The sequence below is a fragment of the Candidatus Afararchaeum irisae genome (genome assembly GCA_034190545.1).
Lineage (GTDB): Archaea > Halobacteriota > Halobacteria > Halobacteriales > Afararchaeaceae > Afararchaeum > Afararchaeum irisae.
This window is the reverse complement of the sequence record JAXIOF010000101.1, coordinates 1-14,438: the sequence shown is the minus strand read 5'-3', so window position 1 is coordinate 14,438 and position 14,438 is coordinate 1. Positions and strand designations below refer to the sequence as shown.

The 14,438-nt window shown below is 56.8% G+C and carries 19 protein-coding genes; 3 read left to right on the top strand and 16 right to left on the bottom strand.

Annotated elements, in window-relative coordinates; translation table 11 throughout:
• Positions 1-13 precede the first annotated feature (13 nt).
• Entirely contained in the window at positions 14-655 is a 642-nt protein-coding gene (locus tag SV253_09630) for a metalloprotease (GenBank protein ID MDY6776310.1), read from the bottom strand.
• 56 nt (positions 656-711) lie between these two features.
• Complete coding sequence (locus SV253_09625) at positions 712-1,116, bottom strand: thioesterase family protein (GenBank protein MDY6776309.1); 405 nt, start codon at positions 1,114-1,116, stop codon at positions 712-714.
• 63 nt (positions 1,117-1,179) lie between these two features.
• Between SV253_09625 and SV253_09620 the strand changes: the two genes are divergently transcribed.
• Complete coding sequence (locus tag SV253_09620; protein ID MDY6776308.1) at positions 1,180-2,559, top strand: alkaline phosphatase family protein; 1,380 nt, start codon at positions 1,180-1,182, stop codon at positions 2,557-2,559.
• A 39-nt stretch (positions 2,560-2,598) separates the two neighbouring features.
• Here SV253_09620 and SV253_09615 read toward each other — a convergent pair whose 3' ends face one another.
• From SV253_09615 to SV253_09605, 3 genes are all read right to left on the bottom strand, one after another.
• Positions 2,599-3,366: an ABC transporter permease gene (locus SV253_09615; protein ID MDY6776307.1), complete on the bottom strand. Its 768-nt coding sequence runs from the start codon at positions 3,364-3,366 to the stop codon at positions 2,599-2,601.
• A gap of 1 nt (position 3,367) precedes the next feature.
• Entirely contained in the window at positions 3,368-4,324 is a 957-nt protein-coding gene (locus SV253_09610; GenBank protein ID MDY6776306.1) for an ABC transporter ATP-binding protein, read from the bottom strand.
• 69 nt (positions 4,325-4,393) lie between these two features.
• Positions 4,394-4,567 carry a DUF5786 family protein gene (locus SV253_09605; protein MDY6776305.1) on the bottom strand — a complete coding sequence of 58 codons (174 nt, stop codon included), beginning with the start codon at positions 4,565-4,567 and terminating at the stop codon, positions 4,394-4,396.
• Between the two features lie 103 nt (positions 4,568-4,670).
• Here SV253_09605 and SV253_09600 point away from each other — a divergent pair, with 103 nt between their 5' ends.
• On the top strand, positions 4,671-4,910 hold the full coding sequence (locus SV253_09600) for a hypothetical protein (protein MDY6776304.1): 240 nt from the start codon (positions 4,671-4,673) through the stop codon (positions 4,908-4,910).
• Between the two features lie 14 nt (positions 4,911-4,924).
• Here the strand turns inward: SV253_09600 and SV253_09595 are convergent, their stop codons facing one another.
• Genes SV253_09595 through SV253_09555 form a run of 9 tightly spaced genes read right to left on the bottom strand, consistent with a single transcriptional unit; the run spans position 4,925 to position 9,985 of the window.
• The gene (locus SV253_09595) at positions 4,925-5,218 is read right to left on the bottom strand and encodes a hypothetical protein (protein ID MDY6776303.1); all 294 of its coding nucleotides are present in this window, start codon (positions 5,216-5,218) and stop codon (positions 4,925-4,927) included.
• Positions 5,219-5,224: 6 nt separating this feature from the next.
• Positions 5,225-5,587, bottom strand: a complete 363-nt coding sequence (locus SV253_09590; GenBank protein MDY6776302.1) for a DUF2250 domain-containing protein — start codon at positions 5,585-5,587, stop codon at positions 5,225-5,227.
• Between the two features lie 6 nt (positions 5,588-5,593).
• Positions 5,594-6,007, bottom strand: coding sequence for a VOC family protein (locus SV253_09585; protein ID MDY6776301.1), 414 nt, complete (start codon positions 6,005-6,007; stop codon positions 5,594-5,596).
• 56 nt (positions 6,008-6,063) lie between these two features.
• Positions 6,064-6,909: an NAD(+)/NADH kinase gene (locus SV253_09580; GenBank protein ID MDY6776300.1), complete on the bottom strand. Its 846-nt coding sequence runs from the start codon at positions 6,907-6,909 to the stop codon at positions 6,064-6,066.
• Positions 6,906-7,685, bottom strand: a complete 780-nt coding sequence (locus SV253_09575) for a bifunctional fructose-bisphosphatase/inositol-phosphate phosphatase (protein ID MDY6776299.1) — start codon at positions 7,683-7,685, stop codon at positions 6,906-6,908. Before SV253_09575 ends, SV253_09580 begins: the two co-directional genes overlap by 4 nt.
• A gap of 2 nt (positions 7,686-7,687) precedes the next feature.
• Positions 7,688-8,254, bottom strand: coding sequence for a hypoxanthine/guanine phosphoribosyltransferase (gene hpt, locus SV253_09570; GenBank protein ID MDY6776298.1), 567 nt, complete (start codon positions 8,252-8,254; stop codon positions 7,688-7,690).
• Positions 8,255-8,301: 47 nt separating this feature from the next.
• Positions 8,302-8,637 (bottom strand): type II toxin-antitoxin system PemK/MazF family toxin, encoded by a 336-nt coding sequence (locus SV253_09565; protein MDY6776297.1) that lies wholly within the window; start codon positions 8,635-8,637, stop codon positions 8,302-8,304.
• On the bottom strand, positions 8,638-8,997 hold the full coding sequence (locus tag SV253_09560; GenBank protein ID MDY6776296.1) for a helix-turn-helix domain-containing protein: 360 nt from the start codon (positions 8,995-8,997) through the stop codon (positions 8,638-8,640).
• A gap of 46 nt (positions 8,998-9,043) precedes the next feature.
• A complete protein-coding gene (locus SV253_09555) occupies positions 9,044-9,985 on the bottom strand; it encodes a 5,10-methylenetetrahydromethanopterin reductase (GenBank protein MDY6776295.1) in 942 nt (313 codons plus the stop codon).
• Between the two features lie 102 nt (positions 9,986-10,087).
• On the opposite strand from SV253_09555, the gene SV253_09550 reads away from it, so the two are divergent.
• Positions 10,088-12,958, top strand: coding sequence for an enoyl-CoA hydratase-related protein (locus tag SV253_09550; protein MDY6776294.1), 2,871 nt, complete (start codon positions 10,088-10,090; stop codon positions 12,956-12,958).
• A gap of 42 nt (positions 12,959-13,000) precedes the next feature.
• Here SV253_09550 and SV253_09545 read toward each other — a convergent pair whose 3' ends face one another.
• Together SV253_09545 and SV253_09540 are read right to left on the bottom strand one after the other, a co-directional pair.
• Complete coding sequence (locus SV253_09545) at positions 13,001-13,933, bottom strand: M48 family metalloprotease (GenBank protein ID MDY6776293.1); 933 nt, start codon at positions 13,931-13,933, stop codon at positions 13,001-13,003.
• A gap of 4 nt (positions 13,934-13,937) precedes the next feature.
• A complete protein-coding gene (locus SV253_09540; protein MDY6776292.1) occupies positions 13,938-14,339 on the bottom strand; it encodes a BlaI/MecI/CopY family transcriptional regulator in 402 nt (133 codons plus the stop codon).
• Positions 14,340-14,438 lie beyond the last annotated feature (99 nt).

Here is a 14,438-nt window from a genome sequence, read left to right as displayed (position 1 = left end):
TCGGTTATGGTTGTCAGCCGAGGAAGCCCGACGAGTAGACGACGAGAACAACACTCAGTCCGATGACTCCCGCGAAGACGCCCTTGTTCCACGACAGAACCTTCCTGCCGTCGAGAGGACCGAAGGGTATCATGTTGAAAGCCGCGAGGAAGGCGTTTACGAACATACCGAACCGTCCCGCGCGCTCGGCAATCCCGATATCCATGGTTCCCGCGACTGCGGTTGTGAGACCGAAGACGGCGAAGAGTCCCAGGTTCGTGACCGGACCCGCTACCGATATGACTCCGTTCTCACGGTCGGTTATACTTCTTCTTCCGTACGAGTAGATCTGAACAGCGCCGGGAGCGGCGAAGAGGAAGCCGATAGCACCGCTCACGACGGCTATCACGAGCATCTCGGGGTCGGCACGGAACTCAGCCCAGTAGCCGTAACGCTGTGCTACGACCTTGTGTGCGAGTTCGTGGAGGAGAAAGCCCGCGCCCGCGGTGACGAAAGAGATTCCGAAGACGACTCCGAGTGCTAGGGGATCTCCGAGCACCGACGGAGACGAGAGGGGATCGGCGAAAAGAAGCGTGACGGCCAAGCTGAGAGCTAGCCACGCCGCGACGAGATGGGCTATCTCTGTCTTGCTAGTGCTGTCTTTATTGGTCGACATCTACGTGAGATACGGACTCGAAGCCTTTGGGGCTGTCGTTCTACTCATACTTACAGTCACAGATCCTCTGTCTCGGCGACAAACTCCCTCACCTCGTCGGGTATCCTCACGGAGTTAAAGTCGTTGTCGGTGAAGACGTGTTTGACGGAGGCGTCGGCGACGTCGTCGCCGTCCCTCGTGACCTCGAACTCGAATCTCAGAGACGTCTCACCCATCTCGACGACCTCCGCCTCTACGACCGCTGTGTCTCCCGCCTTGAGAGGAGTGTAGAAGTCACAGTCGGCGGTCACGGTGGGTATCTTGATCCCCTCGTTTCTCATCTCTTCCATGAGATGGTTGGAGATCGGCTCGAAGTAGGCGTTGAACGCCTTGACGAAGAACGAGAAGATCTGTGGGTAGTAGATCAGACCTCCCGCGTCGGTGTCACCCCATCTGACGTCTATAGAAGACTTCCTCGGCATACTACGAAGTCGTCGTCGTCGGATAAAAGTTAAAGGATATATGTTGGGGTACGAAGTTGGCTTATGGGACTTCTAGACAGATTCAGGTCTGACGAGGATCAGAGTCAGAAGGTCGCATTCATAGGAATCGACGGTGTGCCGAAGTCTCTCCTCAAGGATCTCATCGAAGACGGCAGGCTCCCCAACATAGAACGTATCTCGGGCGGCGGTATCGATAGCATGAACGCAGTCGTTCCCCCAGAGTCGAGTGCGTGCTGGCCTGCGATGACGACGGGTACGAACCCCGGGAAGACGGGGGTTCTCGGCTTTCAGGAACGCGAGAGAGGCTCCTACGACACCTACATACCCCTCGGAAAACACGTCAAGTCGAAACGCGTCTGGGACGTAGTCGGAGACTCGGGAAGGAGAAGCGTCGTCTCGAACGTTCCCGTGACATTCCCGCCCGAGGAGATAGACGGTACTATGGTCTCGGGCTTCCTCACACCAGAGATAGAGTCGGTCTCGAACGACCCCGAGGTCATCGAGTACCTCAAGTCGATAGACTACCGCGTAGACGTCGACGCCAGCTTAGGACACGACGACAAGGAGGAGTTCATACGTAACGCGAGGGAGACACTCGACGCACGCGCCGAGGCTCTCTACCACTTCATAGAGAACGAGGACTGGTCGCTCCTCTGGCACGTCTTCATGGCGACCGACAGGGTCAACCATTTCCTCTGGGAGAACTACGAGGAGGGCGACCAACTCGGCGACGAGTTCGTGGAGTTCTACGAGAGAGTCGACGAGGTCATAGGCGAGATCCGTGAGAGGCTCGACGACGACACGTCGATGATAGTCGCCGCCGACCACGGCTTCTGCCGACTCGAACACGAGATAGACATGAATGCGTGGCTGCGTGACGAGGGATGGCAGTCAGTCGACGTCGAAGCCGAGGAGGGAGACTGCGAAGTCGAGACGAGTCTCGAAAACATCACCGACGACACAAAGGCATACAGCCTGATACCCGGACGTTTCTACATAAACCTCGAAGGACGCGAGCCAAGAGGAAGCGTCTCAGAAGACGACTACGACGAGGTGCGCGACCAACTCGTCGGGATGCTCGAAGACCTCGAAGACCCCGACGGTAACGAGGTTATCGACGAGGTATACGTGAGGGAGGAGGTCTACGACGGCGACGAGTTCGGTATAACACCCGATGTCGTCTGTGTCCCCAACCGAGGATACGACCTCAAGGCGTCTTTCGGTCCCGACAAGCCCGTCTACAAGAAGGGCGAGAGGAACGGAATGCACACATTCGACGACGCTACTCTGATAGTCGACACCGACGACGAAGTCGAGATAGACGCCGACGACGCCTCAATTACCGATGTGGCTCCGACTGTCCTCGACCTGATGGATATAGACGCGCCCGATGAGATCGACGGCGAGAGTCTGGTTGAGTAAGTAAGAGTCAGGAGTTCTACTCTTCTCCACTCTTTACCCTCACTCCGTGAATCCGTAGCCTCTTCTGAAGAGGTAGACGTCGACGCCTATTACGACAGCGGTGAGTACCGAGAGTACGACGAAGGCGGCGTTGGGATCGACGTCGGAGTAGCCTATCATTCCGTAACGCAGACCGTTGACCATGTAGACCATCGGGTTGAGGAGAGAGACTGTGTCCCACGGCGACGGGAGTATCTCTAACGAGTAGAAGACTCCGCCGAAGAAGACGAGGGGACGGACTATGAACTGGTTCATCACGGTGAGGTAGTCGAAGTCCTCCGCCCAGAGTCCTCCTATCACGCCGAGCGACGCGAAGAGGAGTGAGATTACGCAGATGAAGCCGACGATGTAGACGGGATGCGCGAAGCTAACGGGTGTGAAGAAGGCTCCGACGATACCGATCAGGATTCCTATCAGGACGCCCCTCAACGCGCTCGAAAGTATGTAGGCGAGAACCATCTCCGTATAGGAGAGAGGCGAGGTTATGACCTCGTGTATGTACTCGTTCCATCTGCCGTGGAAGATTGAGAAAGACGAGTTCTCGAACGAGTTCGAGATCATGCCGAGGACTATCAGACCCGGGAGAATGAAGAGTATGTACGAGAAGCCCTGTATCTCGTCTATGCGTCCTCCGAGTATGACTCCGAAGACTGAGAAGTAGAGTATGTTGGTGATGAGAGGCGGCACGAACGTGTTCCGGGGTCTCCTGAGATATCTCATCGTCTCGCGTCTCAGGAGTGTCACGAACCCCCTAGATGCTACAGACACTCTAACACCTCCCCTCGGCTTCTGCTTCGGAGTCTGTCTCCTCCCTAGTCATGTCGACGAATATCTCTTCGAGAGAAGTCCGTGACATCTCCATGTCGAGTATCTCGTGTCCCTCTGATTCGAGTTCCTTTATGACCTCGGGGGCAACCTCGCCACAGCAGTCCGACTCGACGACGACCTCGCCGTCACGTAGCTCTGTTCCGACGACTTGGGGATTGTCACGGCAGACCGACGGAGCCTCTTCGGGCGTCTCCCTGAGCCTGAACCTCAGCCTGTCGACCCCTCTGTCGGTGAGATCGTCGGGGCTCGCGACCTCTATCTTCTCGCCCTCATCGAGTATCGCGACGCGCTCACAGAGACGTTCCGCCTCCTCTATGTAATGGGTCGTGAGGAGTATAGTCGTACCGTCCTGATTCATCTCACGTATTATGTCCCAGAGGTCGTGTCTTAGCTGTACGTCGACCCCCGCGGTGGGCTCGTCGAGTATGAGGAGGTCGGGATCGGTGACCATCGCACGTGCGAGCATGAACCTCCTCTTCATACCCCCCGAGAGCCAGTCGAACCTCGTGTCACGTTTGTCGTATATCCCGACGGTTCGGAGAGCCTTCTCCGCCCTCCTCGTCGCCTCGTCGCTCGCGACACCGTGGTATCCCGCCTTGTGTTCGAGAACTTCCTGTATCGAGAAGAAACGGTCGACGTTGAACTCCTGGGGCGCGATACCCACTATGTCACGCACCTTCTGGTAGTCGTCCTCAACGTCGTAGCCGAAGACCCTCGCCTCACCGCGGCTCTTCTTGACGAGTCCGACGAGTATGTTGATGAAAGTGGTCTTCCCCGCGCCGTTGGGTCCCAGAAGACCGAAGAACTCGCCGTCCTCGACCTCTATGTCGACGCCCTCAAGTGCCTTGAGGTCGCCGTACTCCTTCTCCAGACCTTCAGTCTCTATAGCAAGAGGCATCTACACGAGATACGTCGCTCGCAGGATTAAGCCTGCTGAATTAAGCTGTGAAGAGAAGATACGTCTATTCTACTCTTCGTCCTGTACGTCGTTCTTGAACCTCTCCAGAAGCTCGTCCGCCTCGGGAGTCTCGTACGAGACGTCCCCATCGTAAGACTCAGTAGTTATCTGGTCGTTCTCCCCGACGTTCTCGTCGACCTTTCCCTCGTGTTTCTGCTGTTCGCTCTCATCGTAGGAGCCCATCCCCATTTTATCGCCTACCTAGTAAAAACGGCTGAAAGTTTAAAAAAACTACTGACGCCCGAGGGGGAACCCTTTTTGTTACGCCGAGACCAACTCTACTTTCATGGAGGACATAGAGTCGGAGAGAAGAAAAGGGCTGTATCTCGTGTTAGGCGGACTCGTCCTACTAGTCTTAGGAGGTCTGTTGAGCAATCCATCGACACCCCTTTCTACTGCTACTAAGGCAGCGAGTGTCCTCCCCGTCGTCGGAGTAGTCCTCGTGATCTGGGGGGTCGTCGTATTAAAACGTGTGAAGGAGGAGGCGATGAGGAGAAAGAGAAGACAGAGCCGAACCGAAGAGTAGACCGATAATCTAAACTAAAGCATGCTGCTGCTGTCGGAGCCGTCTACGCCGGGGTCGTCGGTGTACTCGGTTCCGGTGTCGGACGCACAGTTCCTGCAGTACCTGTACTGTGCCTCGGTCATCTCGTCACACTCGGGACACGGAGCCATGCTTCCCCACTCGGTCTCAACCGCCTCATCCTCCGCACGGCGTCGTGTCATCCAGCCTCTCAGAAGCTGTATGAGTGCGAGACCCATGAAGACGGCTGTGCTGAAGATGAGTATAGAGTAGGGAGACGTAGCCTGTGGTAGCTGTTCAATGCCGAACATACTTATTTATCCAGCCTCCTCGTGGCTGAGTTCGAGTATCCACTGTGTGAAGGCGTCTGAGCTTATCGGGTCGACCTCTTCCTCGGTTCCTATGAAGGGCGAGATCATGTCGCCCGCCATCAGGAGCGAGTAGTCAAGGCTCTGACGCACGGGTCTCACGACGTAAGTCCTGTTGCCCTCGTAGACCGCCTCCTCGCGCTCGACGAGACCCGCGTCGGCGAGCTTTGAGACTATACGGCTCGCCTTCTTGCTGCTGATATCGAGCTCCTTCCAGATCTGACTCTGATAGGCTTCGCCCTCGTCTTCTATGTGTCGTAACACCCTCCTCTCGTCGGCGCTGAGTTGGTTGTCTTCGTCGGTCATCTTCATCTTGGATTAGAAGGGGTCTTCGACGTCCCTCTCGACTAGCTCTATCTCGTGTCCGTCTGGATCCTTGACGAAGGCGTAAGAGCCGCCACACGAATCGGGGTCACGGTAGTCGTCGACGCCGCGTTCCATGAGCTCGTCGTAAGCCTCGTAGACGTCGTCAACCGCTATGGCGAAATGCCCCCACGCGTCTCCGAAGTCGTAAGTCTGTTTCTCTCCCGTCTCGGGGTCGGGGTGGTTGTAAGTCATCTCTATGAGATGCTGGTCGTCGTCGACGTCCTCAGGACCCATGAATATTAGGTCGAATCCGTCGGCGTTGACCTCCCTGTGGACGACCCAGTCGAGCATCTCACGGTACCACTCGATGCTCTCTTCCCTGTCCTCAACCCTTATCATCGTGTGGTCGATGTAGCCTCCTACCATGTCCCAACATAGCCGTGCTTACAGTAACAGTCTTGCGGTTGTTGGGGTGAGGTAGTTTACAGAAGCTTCTCCCTCACGTTGTCGAAGAAGGTCTTCTCAGTCTTGACGAAGAGAGCGTCCTTCTCGGCTCGCGTAAACCGTATCTCGTCTCCAGGCTCAATGTTGGTGATATGTGATCCATCTATGACTACTGCGCCCTCCCTCTCGGCTCTCCTGGGCTCTATCACAGTCTCGTCCTCCGAGTCGAGAACCCACGGTACGGTGTTCATACGGAACGGAGCGAGAGGTACGACGAGGAAAGCCTCGACGCTCGGATCTACGAGGGGACCACCCGCACTCATCGAGTAGGCGGTCGACCCCGTCGGTGTCGCCGCGACTATGCCGTCGGATCTCACCGACTCGACGTGTTCACCCGCGTGGTAGACGTCGAACTCCATTATCTTCGCGGGACGTGACGTGACTATCACGGTCTCGTTGAGTCCCGGAGGTAGCTTAGTTCCGTTTAGCTCTATCCCGAGACGTGCACGGCTCTCGGTCTCGAAGCCTTCGAGAACCTCGGCGACTGCTTCGACTGCGTCGGTGGGGTCGACGTGGGCGAGGAAGCCGACACGTCCCGTGTTGATCCCGAGAACGGGGACGGGATCACGTAGCTGTCTTATGGTTCTGAGTATAGTGCCGTCGCCTCCGACAGTTACTATGACGTCGGCGTCCATCTGGTCTATCGCGACTGCGTCCTCCGATCCGAGCGCGCGTCCGGTTCCCTTGTTAAAGGTGTACTCGATCCCCTCCCCGTCGAGGAACTCGGCTATACGTGTCACGACCTCCTCCGATAGATCGACACGTTCCTTCGCAGTGTCGCCGTCGGAGTCACGTACGTAGTGTGAGACAATGCCTATCCTCATCCGTCGGTCACCTCGTCGAGGACTTCGGGATGTATCTCCGGAGTCGACGCGACGACGTCGGAGCACTCGTCGGGACGTAAGCGCATCTCTATCTCGCCGCCGTCGGAGTCGGTGACTACACCCCCCGCCTCCTCGACTATGAGCTTCGAGGCGGCGAAGTCTACGACACGTAGCTTCGAACGTAGATCCATGAAAGCGTCGAGACGGTCTGCGGCGGCGTACGACATCTCGAGACTCGCCGATCCCAAGACCCTGAGACGTTTGAAGTTCGATACGTCGACTCTGTGTGTGTTGTATATGCCAACGCTCATTCTGTGTAGATCCGTGTCGTCTGACATCTCTATCCTCTCGCCGTCTAAGTAGGCTCCTTCTCCTCTCCGCGCTGTGAAACGCTCGTCACATCTGAGCTCTCTGACGTAGCCGTACTCGGCGTCCTGTGTAGTTCTTCCGTCGGCGATACAGACCGAGACGGTATAGAGAGGTATTCCGACGGAGGCGTTGTAGGTTCCGTCGACGGGGTCAAGTACGACAGTGAACTCGGGGTCTCCGTAGACGACCTCGCCGACCTCCTCGCTTATGACCCTGAGGTCGCCGTACTCCTCTAAGACTTCGAGTGCGGCGTCCTCCGCAGTCCTGTCTATGTACTTCGTCGGGGTTCCGTCGGCTCCGGTTCCGACGACCTCGTCGGCTCTCTCACCGTCTATCTTCGAGACGCTCGACTCGACGGCGTCGCCGACCTCCTCACACAGTCTCTCCATCTCGGTTCCGGGTATCATGCTTAGGAATCGGTGTCAGTAGTATCGCTGAGTATCTCGACCTCTCCGTCGACTACGTCAACCTCTATGAGGCTCTTGAACTTGGTATCTAGTTCTCTCTCGTCCGACCTCTTCTGTATAACTGTCACGACGTCGGCTACGTCAGCACCTATGTCTTCGAGTGCTCCGACGATAGACGAAAGTGTGCCACCCGTCGAGACGACGTCGTCGAGGAGCACGACGGTGTCACCCTCGTTGACGTTGTTTATGTACATCTCGTTCTCGGAGTAGCCCGTCGTCTGGCGCACCTGTGTCTCACCCTCTAAGCCGTATCCCCTCTTCCTCACGACGACGACAGGGACGTCGGTCGCGAGCGAGACAGCGGTCGAGATATGTATACCCATCGCCTCAGGGGCAACTATCTTGTCCGCCTTCTCGACCTCTGACTTACGCAGAATCCCCGTCACGATCTCGCGGAGAAGAGACGGTTCGAGAAGAGGTATGCCGTCGGTGATCGGATGGACGAAGTAGTCGTAGTCTCCCTTCGAGACCACGGGAGCGTTGAGAAGCGACTCTCTGAGCCTTTCCATGGTATGAGATGACAGACTGCCTACTAAGTCTTCACGGTAGGCACGTGTCAGACCTCTATATATCTACTCAGCTTACCGACTGCTTTCTCGACAGTAGCCGCCCTAAGTTCGCCCTGTTGGCTGTCGAGGTCACGTTTCTTGACCGTAGTCACGTACCAGGGTGAGACATACGAGTCCTTGTCGGAGCCTCCTCGAACCCAGTCAGTGTCCTGTACTTCGATTCCTTCGGAATGTGTCTGAGAAGTCATAGCGAGCACGATACATTCGTCCTTCGAGAAAGGATGTCTTTCATCGCTTATTATCAGCCAGGGTCGGTAGGCAGGAGACGACTTATGTAGTGCAGGACCCCACCAGACTTCACCATATCCGTAGTCGTTAGGCATCTATGGGTTCTCCGTCTCAGACTCGACGCCGCGACCCCATTCCTCGGGGTCTTCGGCTCCGAGACGCTGTGTCACAGCACGTGACACCGACATCGAAGTCAGTGTCTTGTCGAGATCCTCGACATCACCTACTGCCCAGTACTCTCCGCGGTGACGGACGAGATCCCTCTTCTCCAGACGCGACAGAACGACGCCGACAGTTCCCCTTGCGACACCGGTTTCTTCGTGTATCTCCTTCGGAGTGTATGCCTTATCGGGGTTCGAGGCTAAGAAAGAGAGTATCTCCTCGGAGTTAGTCTTCCCCTCGGAACGTAGCTCAGTCTCCGAGTCCTCCTCGAAGCTCTCTATGTCGATGGGCATACTACTCGTACGCAACCCCGTGTAATAGATGTAATGGCTATAAGTTTCAGTCGAGAGCGTCGGCGGCGAGACGTATCGCAGACTCGGGGTCGGGACCGAGGGGCGATCCCACGACTACGGTGTCTACGCCGACCTCGAAGAGTTCGTCGACCTGCTTTCTGCAGTCGTCAGGGGTGCCGTGGACTGAGAACGAGTCGAGCATGTTAGGTGTCACGAGAGAGAACGCCTCCGAGAAATCGCCCTCCTCAATCTTCTCGCCTATCTCGTCGGCGATCTCCTTGTCTACGTCGTGTCTGTCGAGTACAGGCGGGGGCGACGCCGACGCGACGAAAGAGACGGGCTGACGTGCCGCCTCCGCCGCCTTCTCGGGATCCTCGTCTACGGAGAACGAGGTGTAGGCGACTATCTCAGCATCTGTCTCGCCTATCTGTTCGAGAGACCACTTGAAGTCGTCGGGATGTGACGCGTTTATGAGTATTCCGTCGCCGTGATCCGCCGCCATTCTGAGCATGTTGGGACCCTGAGCACCTATGTAGACGGGGATATCACGTGAGTCGTAGTTGAGCTTCGCTCCGTTTGCGAGACCGTCTACGTCCATACTCTCGCCACGGAAGAGACCCCGCGAGAGCTTGACGGCGTCGAGTACTTCGTATAAGGGAGACTCCCTCTCGACGTCGAGCGCCTTGAGAGTGTTAGGATCCCCGGGTCCTAAGCCGAAACGCACCCTTCCGTCGCTCATCTCGTCGAGTGTCGCCATCGCGCTCGCAGTCCACGCCGGATGTGCGTAGTAGGGGTTGGTGATCCCCGTTCCTATCCCTATCTCGTCTGTCGCACGCGCTATAGCTGTTAGAGCCACGATGGGGTTCCTGTTGTTGTAATGGTCGGTGATCCAGATTCCCTCAAAGCCCTCCTCCTCTGCGACCTCGGAGAGTTCGACGAGTTCGTCGACGGGTTCCTCGGCTACGAGCTCTATTTCGAGACTGTCCATACGTATCATACGTCCGAGACGCGTTTTGTCCTTTCGGTGTTAATCGATACCTTAATACTCGGGAACCAATACGTCAATAATGACAGATTCGGTGGTAATTGAATGTCAACAATAAGACAAGCTAACGAGGAGTACGAGAACTTCGTGGTCGAGTACTTCGCCCACGACGACGGAACAGTCGCAGAGATAACAGTTTCGAACCCGCCCGTCAACGCCCTCAACTCGACGGCTCTCAACGAGCTTAACGGGATAGTCGACGAGATAGAGGAGGAAGCCGACGCAGCGGTCATCACGGGTGAGGGAACCACGGCTTTCGTCGCGGGAGCCGACATAGAGGAGTTCCTCGAACAGGACGAAGCCGACGACGTCGAGGCGATGTGCGAGACAGCACACACAGCCTTCGACAAGATAGAGAGCCTCGACATCCCCGTAGTCTCCGCAGTCAACGGAGTCGCGCTCGGAGGAGGAAACGAGCTCCAGATGTCGACCCATTACACGGTCGTCGACGGAGACGCCGAGTTCGGACAGCCCGAGATCAACCTGTATATAATACCCGGATACGGAGGCACACAGCGTCTTCCGAGACTCGCCTACGACGAGAACGGCGACGAGGGATACAAGCAGGCTGCCTACATGATCCTCAACGGCAGGAACTACTCCGCCGATGAGGCTCTCGAGATGGGATTCGTCGACGAGGTAGTCGACAAGGAAGCCGCCGTCAACAGAGCACACGACCTCGCCTACGGCTACATCACGGGAGAAGACGATACTCTCGAAGACGCACACTCCCAGAGACAGTCCGACCGTGAGCGGTGGGAGTCGGGAGACGACTACCCCGACCTATCCGACGACGCCGAGTACAGCCGTATACTCACACAGTCGGAGGAGTTCGGACGTACACCCGCAGTCGAAGCCGCAGTCGAGGCTATCGAAGAGGGATTCGAGAACGGAATATCCGACGGACTCGAAGCAGAGGGAGAGCTCTTCGGTGAGGTCGTCGTCGACGATGACCTCGGTAAGACGGGTATACAGGACTTCCTCGACGGGAGTTCGAACCCGCTTCCCCTCAAGCCCCACAACCCCCCGCTCGTCCCCGACGAGGAGACGAAGGAGGAGCTCATAGAGGACGGCGTCGTACTTCCGCCCGACTCACCCTTCTACCCCGGAGCGACTCCCGTTCCCGACTATCAGCTCGCGTGGGCACTCACGGGAGACGAGGAGACGGGAGAGCCCGACCACGGTGAGCCCGTCGAGGACGGAGCCGAGAAGGAAGTCGTCGTGCCTGTCGAGGAGCCGGGTCCCAACGACGCCCTCCTCTACATGCTGACGTCTGAGGTCAACTACAACGATGTCTGGGCTATAACGGGAATACCCGTCTCGACCTACAAGAACTACGACAAGGACTACCACATAACCGGATCGGGAGGTCTCGCTCTCGTCGCCGAGACGGGACAGGCTCTCAAGGAAGAGGGACGTATAGAGGTAGGCGACCTCGTCCACGTCTATGCGGGACAGTTCGACGTCCTCTCGCCCAACGTCGGACGCGACCCGATGGACGCCGGATTCGAGATACAGGGATACCAGACCCCCGACGGGTCGCACCAGCAGTTCATGGTCGCACAGGGTCCCCAGCTCTTCAAGCCTCCCCAGAATCTCGACCTCACCGAGGCGGGAAGCTACATACTCACGATGGGTACGATCTACCGTGCCCTCTTCACCAACCTCGACGTCGAGCCCGACAAGAACATATTCATAGAGGGAGCTTCGACGGGTACGGGAAGAGACGCAGTCATGATGGCTTCGTCACGTGGACTCAACGTCACGGGGCTCGTCTCGAGCGACGAACGTGCTGAGAGAGCCAAGGGAGCAGGTGCTCACGCCGCGATCAACAGGAAGCAGGAGGCTCTCGAAGACGCGATGCATATGGTTCCGAACGACCCTGACGAGTGGGACGACTGGGTCGAAGCGGGTCAGCCTCTCCTCGACGAGTACCGTGAGAAGAACGACGGCGACCTCGCCGACTACGTCATATCACACGCCGGAGCGCACGCCTTCTCGCGTTCGTACCAGCTCCTCGACGACGGCGGACGTCTCGCCTTCTACGGAGCCTCGACGGGATACGAGATGGCGTTTATCGGAAAGGGTGGCGAGTCGACTCCCGAGGAGATGTACAGACGTGCCGACCTCCGCGCCGGAGAGGGCGTCATGGTCTGGTACGGTACGCCCGAGGACGTCGAGGGCGTAGAGGACGAGGTCGGAGAGGAAGCCATAGAGGCGGCTATAGACAACGACGCACGTGTGGCTGTTGTCACAGAGACCGACGAACAGAAGGAGTACGTCGAGGACAGCTACGACGTCGAGGGCGTCGTATCACTCGACGAGATAGACGAAGAGAGCGACAGGTTCGAGTGGCTCGACACGATGCCCCAGCTTCCGGGTCCGAGCAACCCCGACGAGCTCTCGGCGGCTATCGGCGACTACATGAACAAGATGTTCAAGCCGATAGGTATCGCGGTGGGTCAGATACTCAAGACCCCCGACAACCCGCGTGGAAACCCCGAGGTCATATTCGAGAGAGCGGGACAGAACACACTCTCCGCCTCGACTATGATGTGTTCGTCGTACATGGGTAAGGTCGTCTTCTCCGAGGAGATGGAAGGAGACCGTTACTCGTTCTACGCGCCTCAGGTCTGGATGCGTCAGAGACGTATCTACATGCCGTCGACCGAGATATTCGGTACGCACATGAAGAACCAGTACGAGGTCAAGCAGATGAACTCCGCAATAGAGCAGGGCATCTTCGAGATACCCGAGACGCATCTCACGCCTTGGGACGAGGCTCCCGTCGCTCACCAGGAGATGTGGGACAACGTCCACGAGGAAGGCTCGTACGTCATAAACCACGCTCTCCCCGAGGACGGTCTTGAGACGAAGGAAGAGCTTCTCGAGACGTGGGAAGAAGAGTGGAGCTAAGCTAAGATAAATGCAGTCTAATCTATTCTAATCTATTCTATTTTACGCCGTCTTCTTCTGTTTCTGTCTCTGACTTTTGTTCTGTTCTTGTTCTTTACCCATACTCACGAGACGTTCGGCACGTTGCTTGACGTCTAGACCTAAGCCGCCCATCTCCGACTCGTACTCCGACACCTTGACGAGAGCACGCGCGAGACACCGCGGGTTTCCGGTGACCTCGACCGCCCTCTCGTCGGCTCCGTACTCCTGTCTCCTACGTATCGAGTTCTTTATCCTCTGAACCAGAGGGTCGAAGGATAGTATGTTGGCTAGTATCTCGAAGTAGGGACGGAACCTGCCGTCGAGCTCCTCTATGTGTGCGAGTTCGTGTGCTAGAACTGTCTCAAGCTCCTCGGGTTCGAGCATTCTAACGAGAGGACTCTTGACTACGACGACGTCCTCGCCGAGCGCTGGTGAGACAAGTGACGGACTCGCTATCACCATAGTGTGGGCTCCCGCCTCTATGTCGTCGACGGCTAAAAGACGCAGACTCCCGACCTCGAACTCGTCTATTAAGATGTCTACGTCTACCATCTCGTTTAGGTCACGTGTGACCTCGGTGTTGGCGAGGTCTTCGTACCTGTCGAACATCTTCCTCACGCTCCACTGGTTGAAGACGAAGAGCGACGACAGGAGTGCTATAGATATGACGTGTGCGAGCTCGACGACTGAGACGAGTATCCCCCACGACATAGAAGGAAATCCCGTGAGTAGACGGAGACTACCTATGACTACGAGCATACCGCTCGTCGACCAGACTGTCATGATTCCCGCGACCCCGAAGCTCGCGAACATCGACACGACGGCTCTCCTTTTCGAGAGCGCGGCGTAGTACACGGTGAGAAGACCGAACCAGCCAGCACCCGCGAGAGACAGATAAAGGAGAAGCTGTTGGTAGCTCCCAGCAAAAGGGAGAGACTGTATTTCCACTGCCATTATGTCAGTCAGACGTCTCCCCCGTAGGGCTTTTCTCCTTCGGGTCTTCGTCGGTGTCAGTGTCGGACTCGCCGTTACAGATCTCCTCACCCTTCTTCTCGGAGATCTTCTCGTGGAGACTGTCTATACCTTCACAGCCGAAGAGGTCGACTACGTCACGTAGAATTTCGTTGAGGTAGTCCTCCTCGAAGTCGACGTACTCGTAGACGTACCTCGACCCGCCCTTGTAAGGCTCCTCCCTTCTCTCGATTATGTCCTTCTCGTAGAGTCTGTCGAGTATAGTCCCCACCGTCGTGTATGCCTTGTCCTCTCCCCTCTCCTCAAGACCGTCGACGACTTCTCTCACACTCGCCTCCTCCTCGTCCTCTAAAACCCCCAGTACCTTTGCCTCCAGGCTTCCGAGCATACACTGAGTTGGGCTTAGAGTAGTATATGCTTTTTTGGTGGGAGACTAGTAGATTCCTATAATGAATTCGAAGGACATACCAGAACAGTTAGTACACCC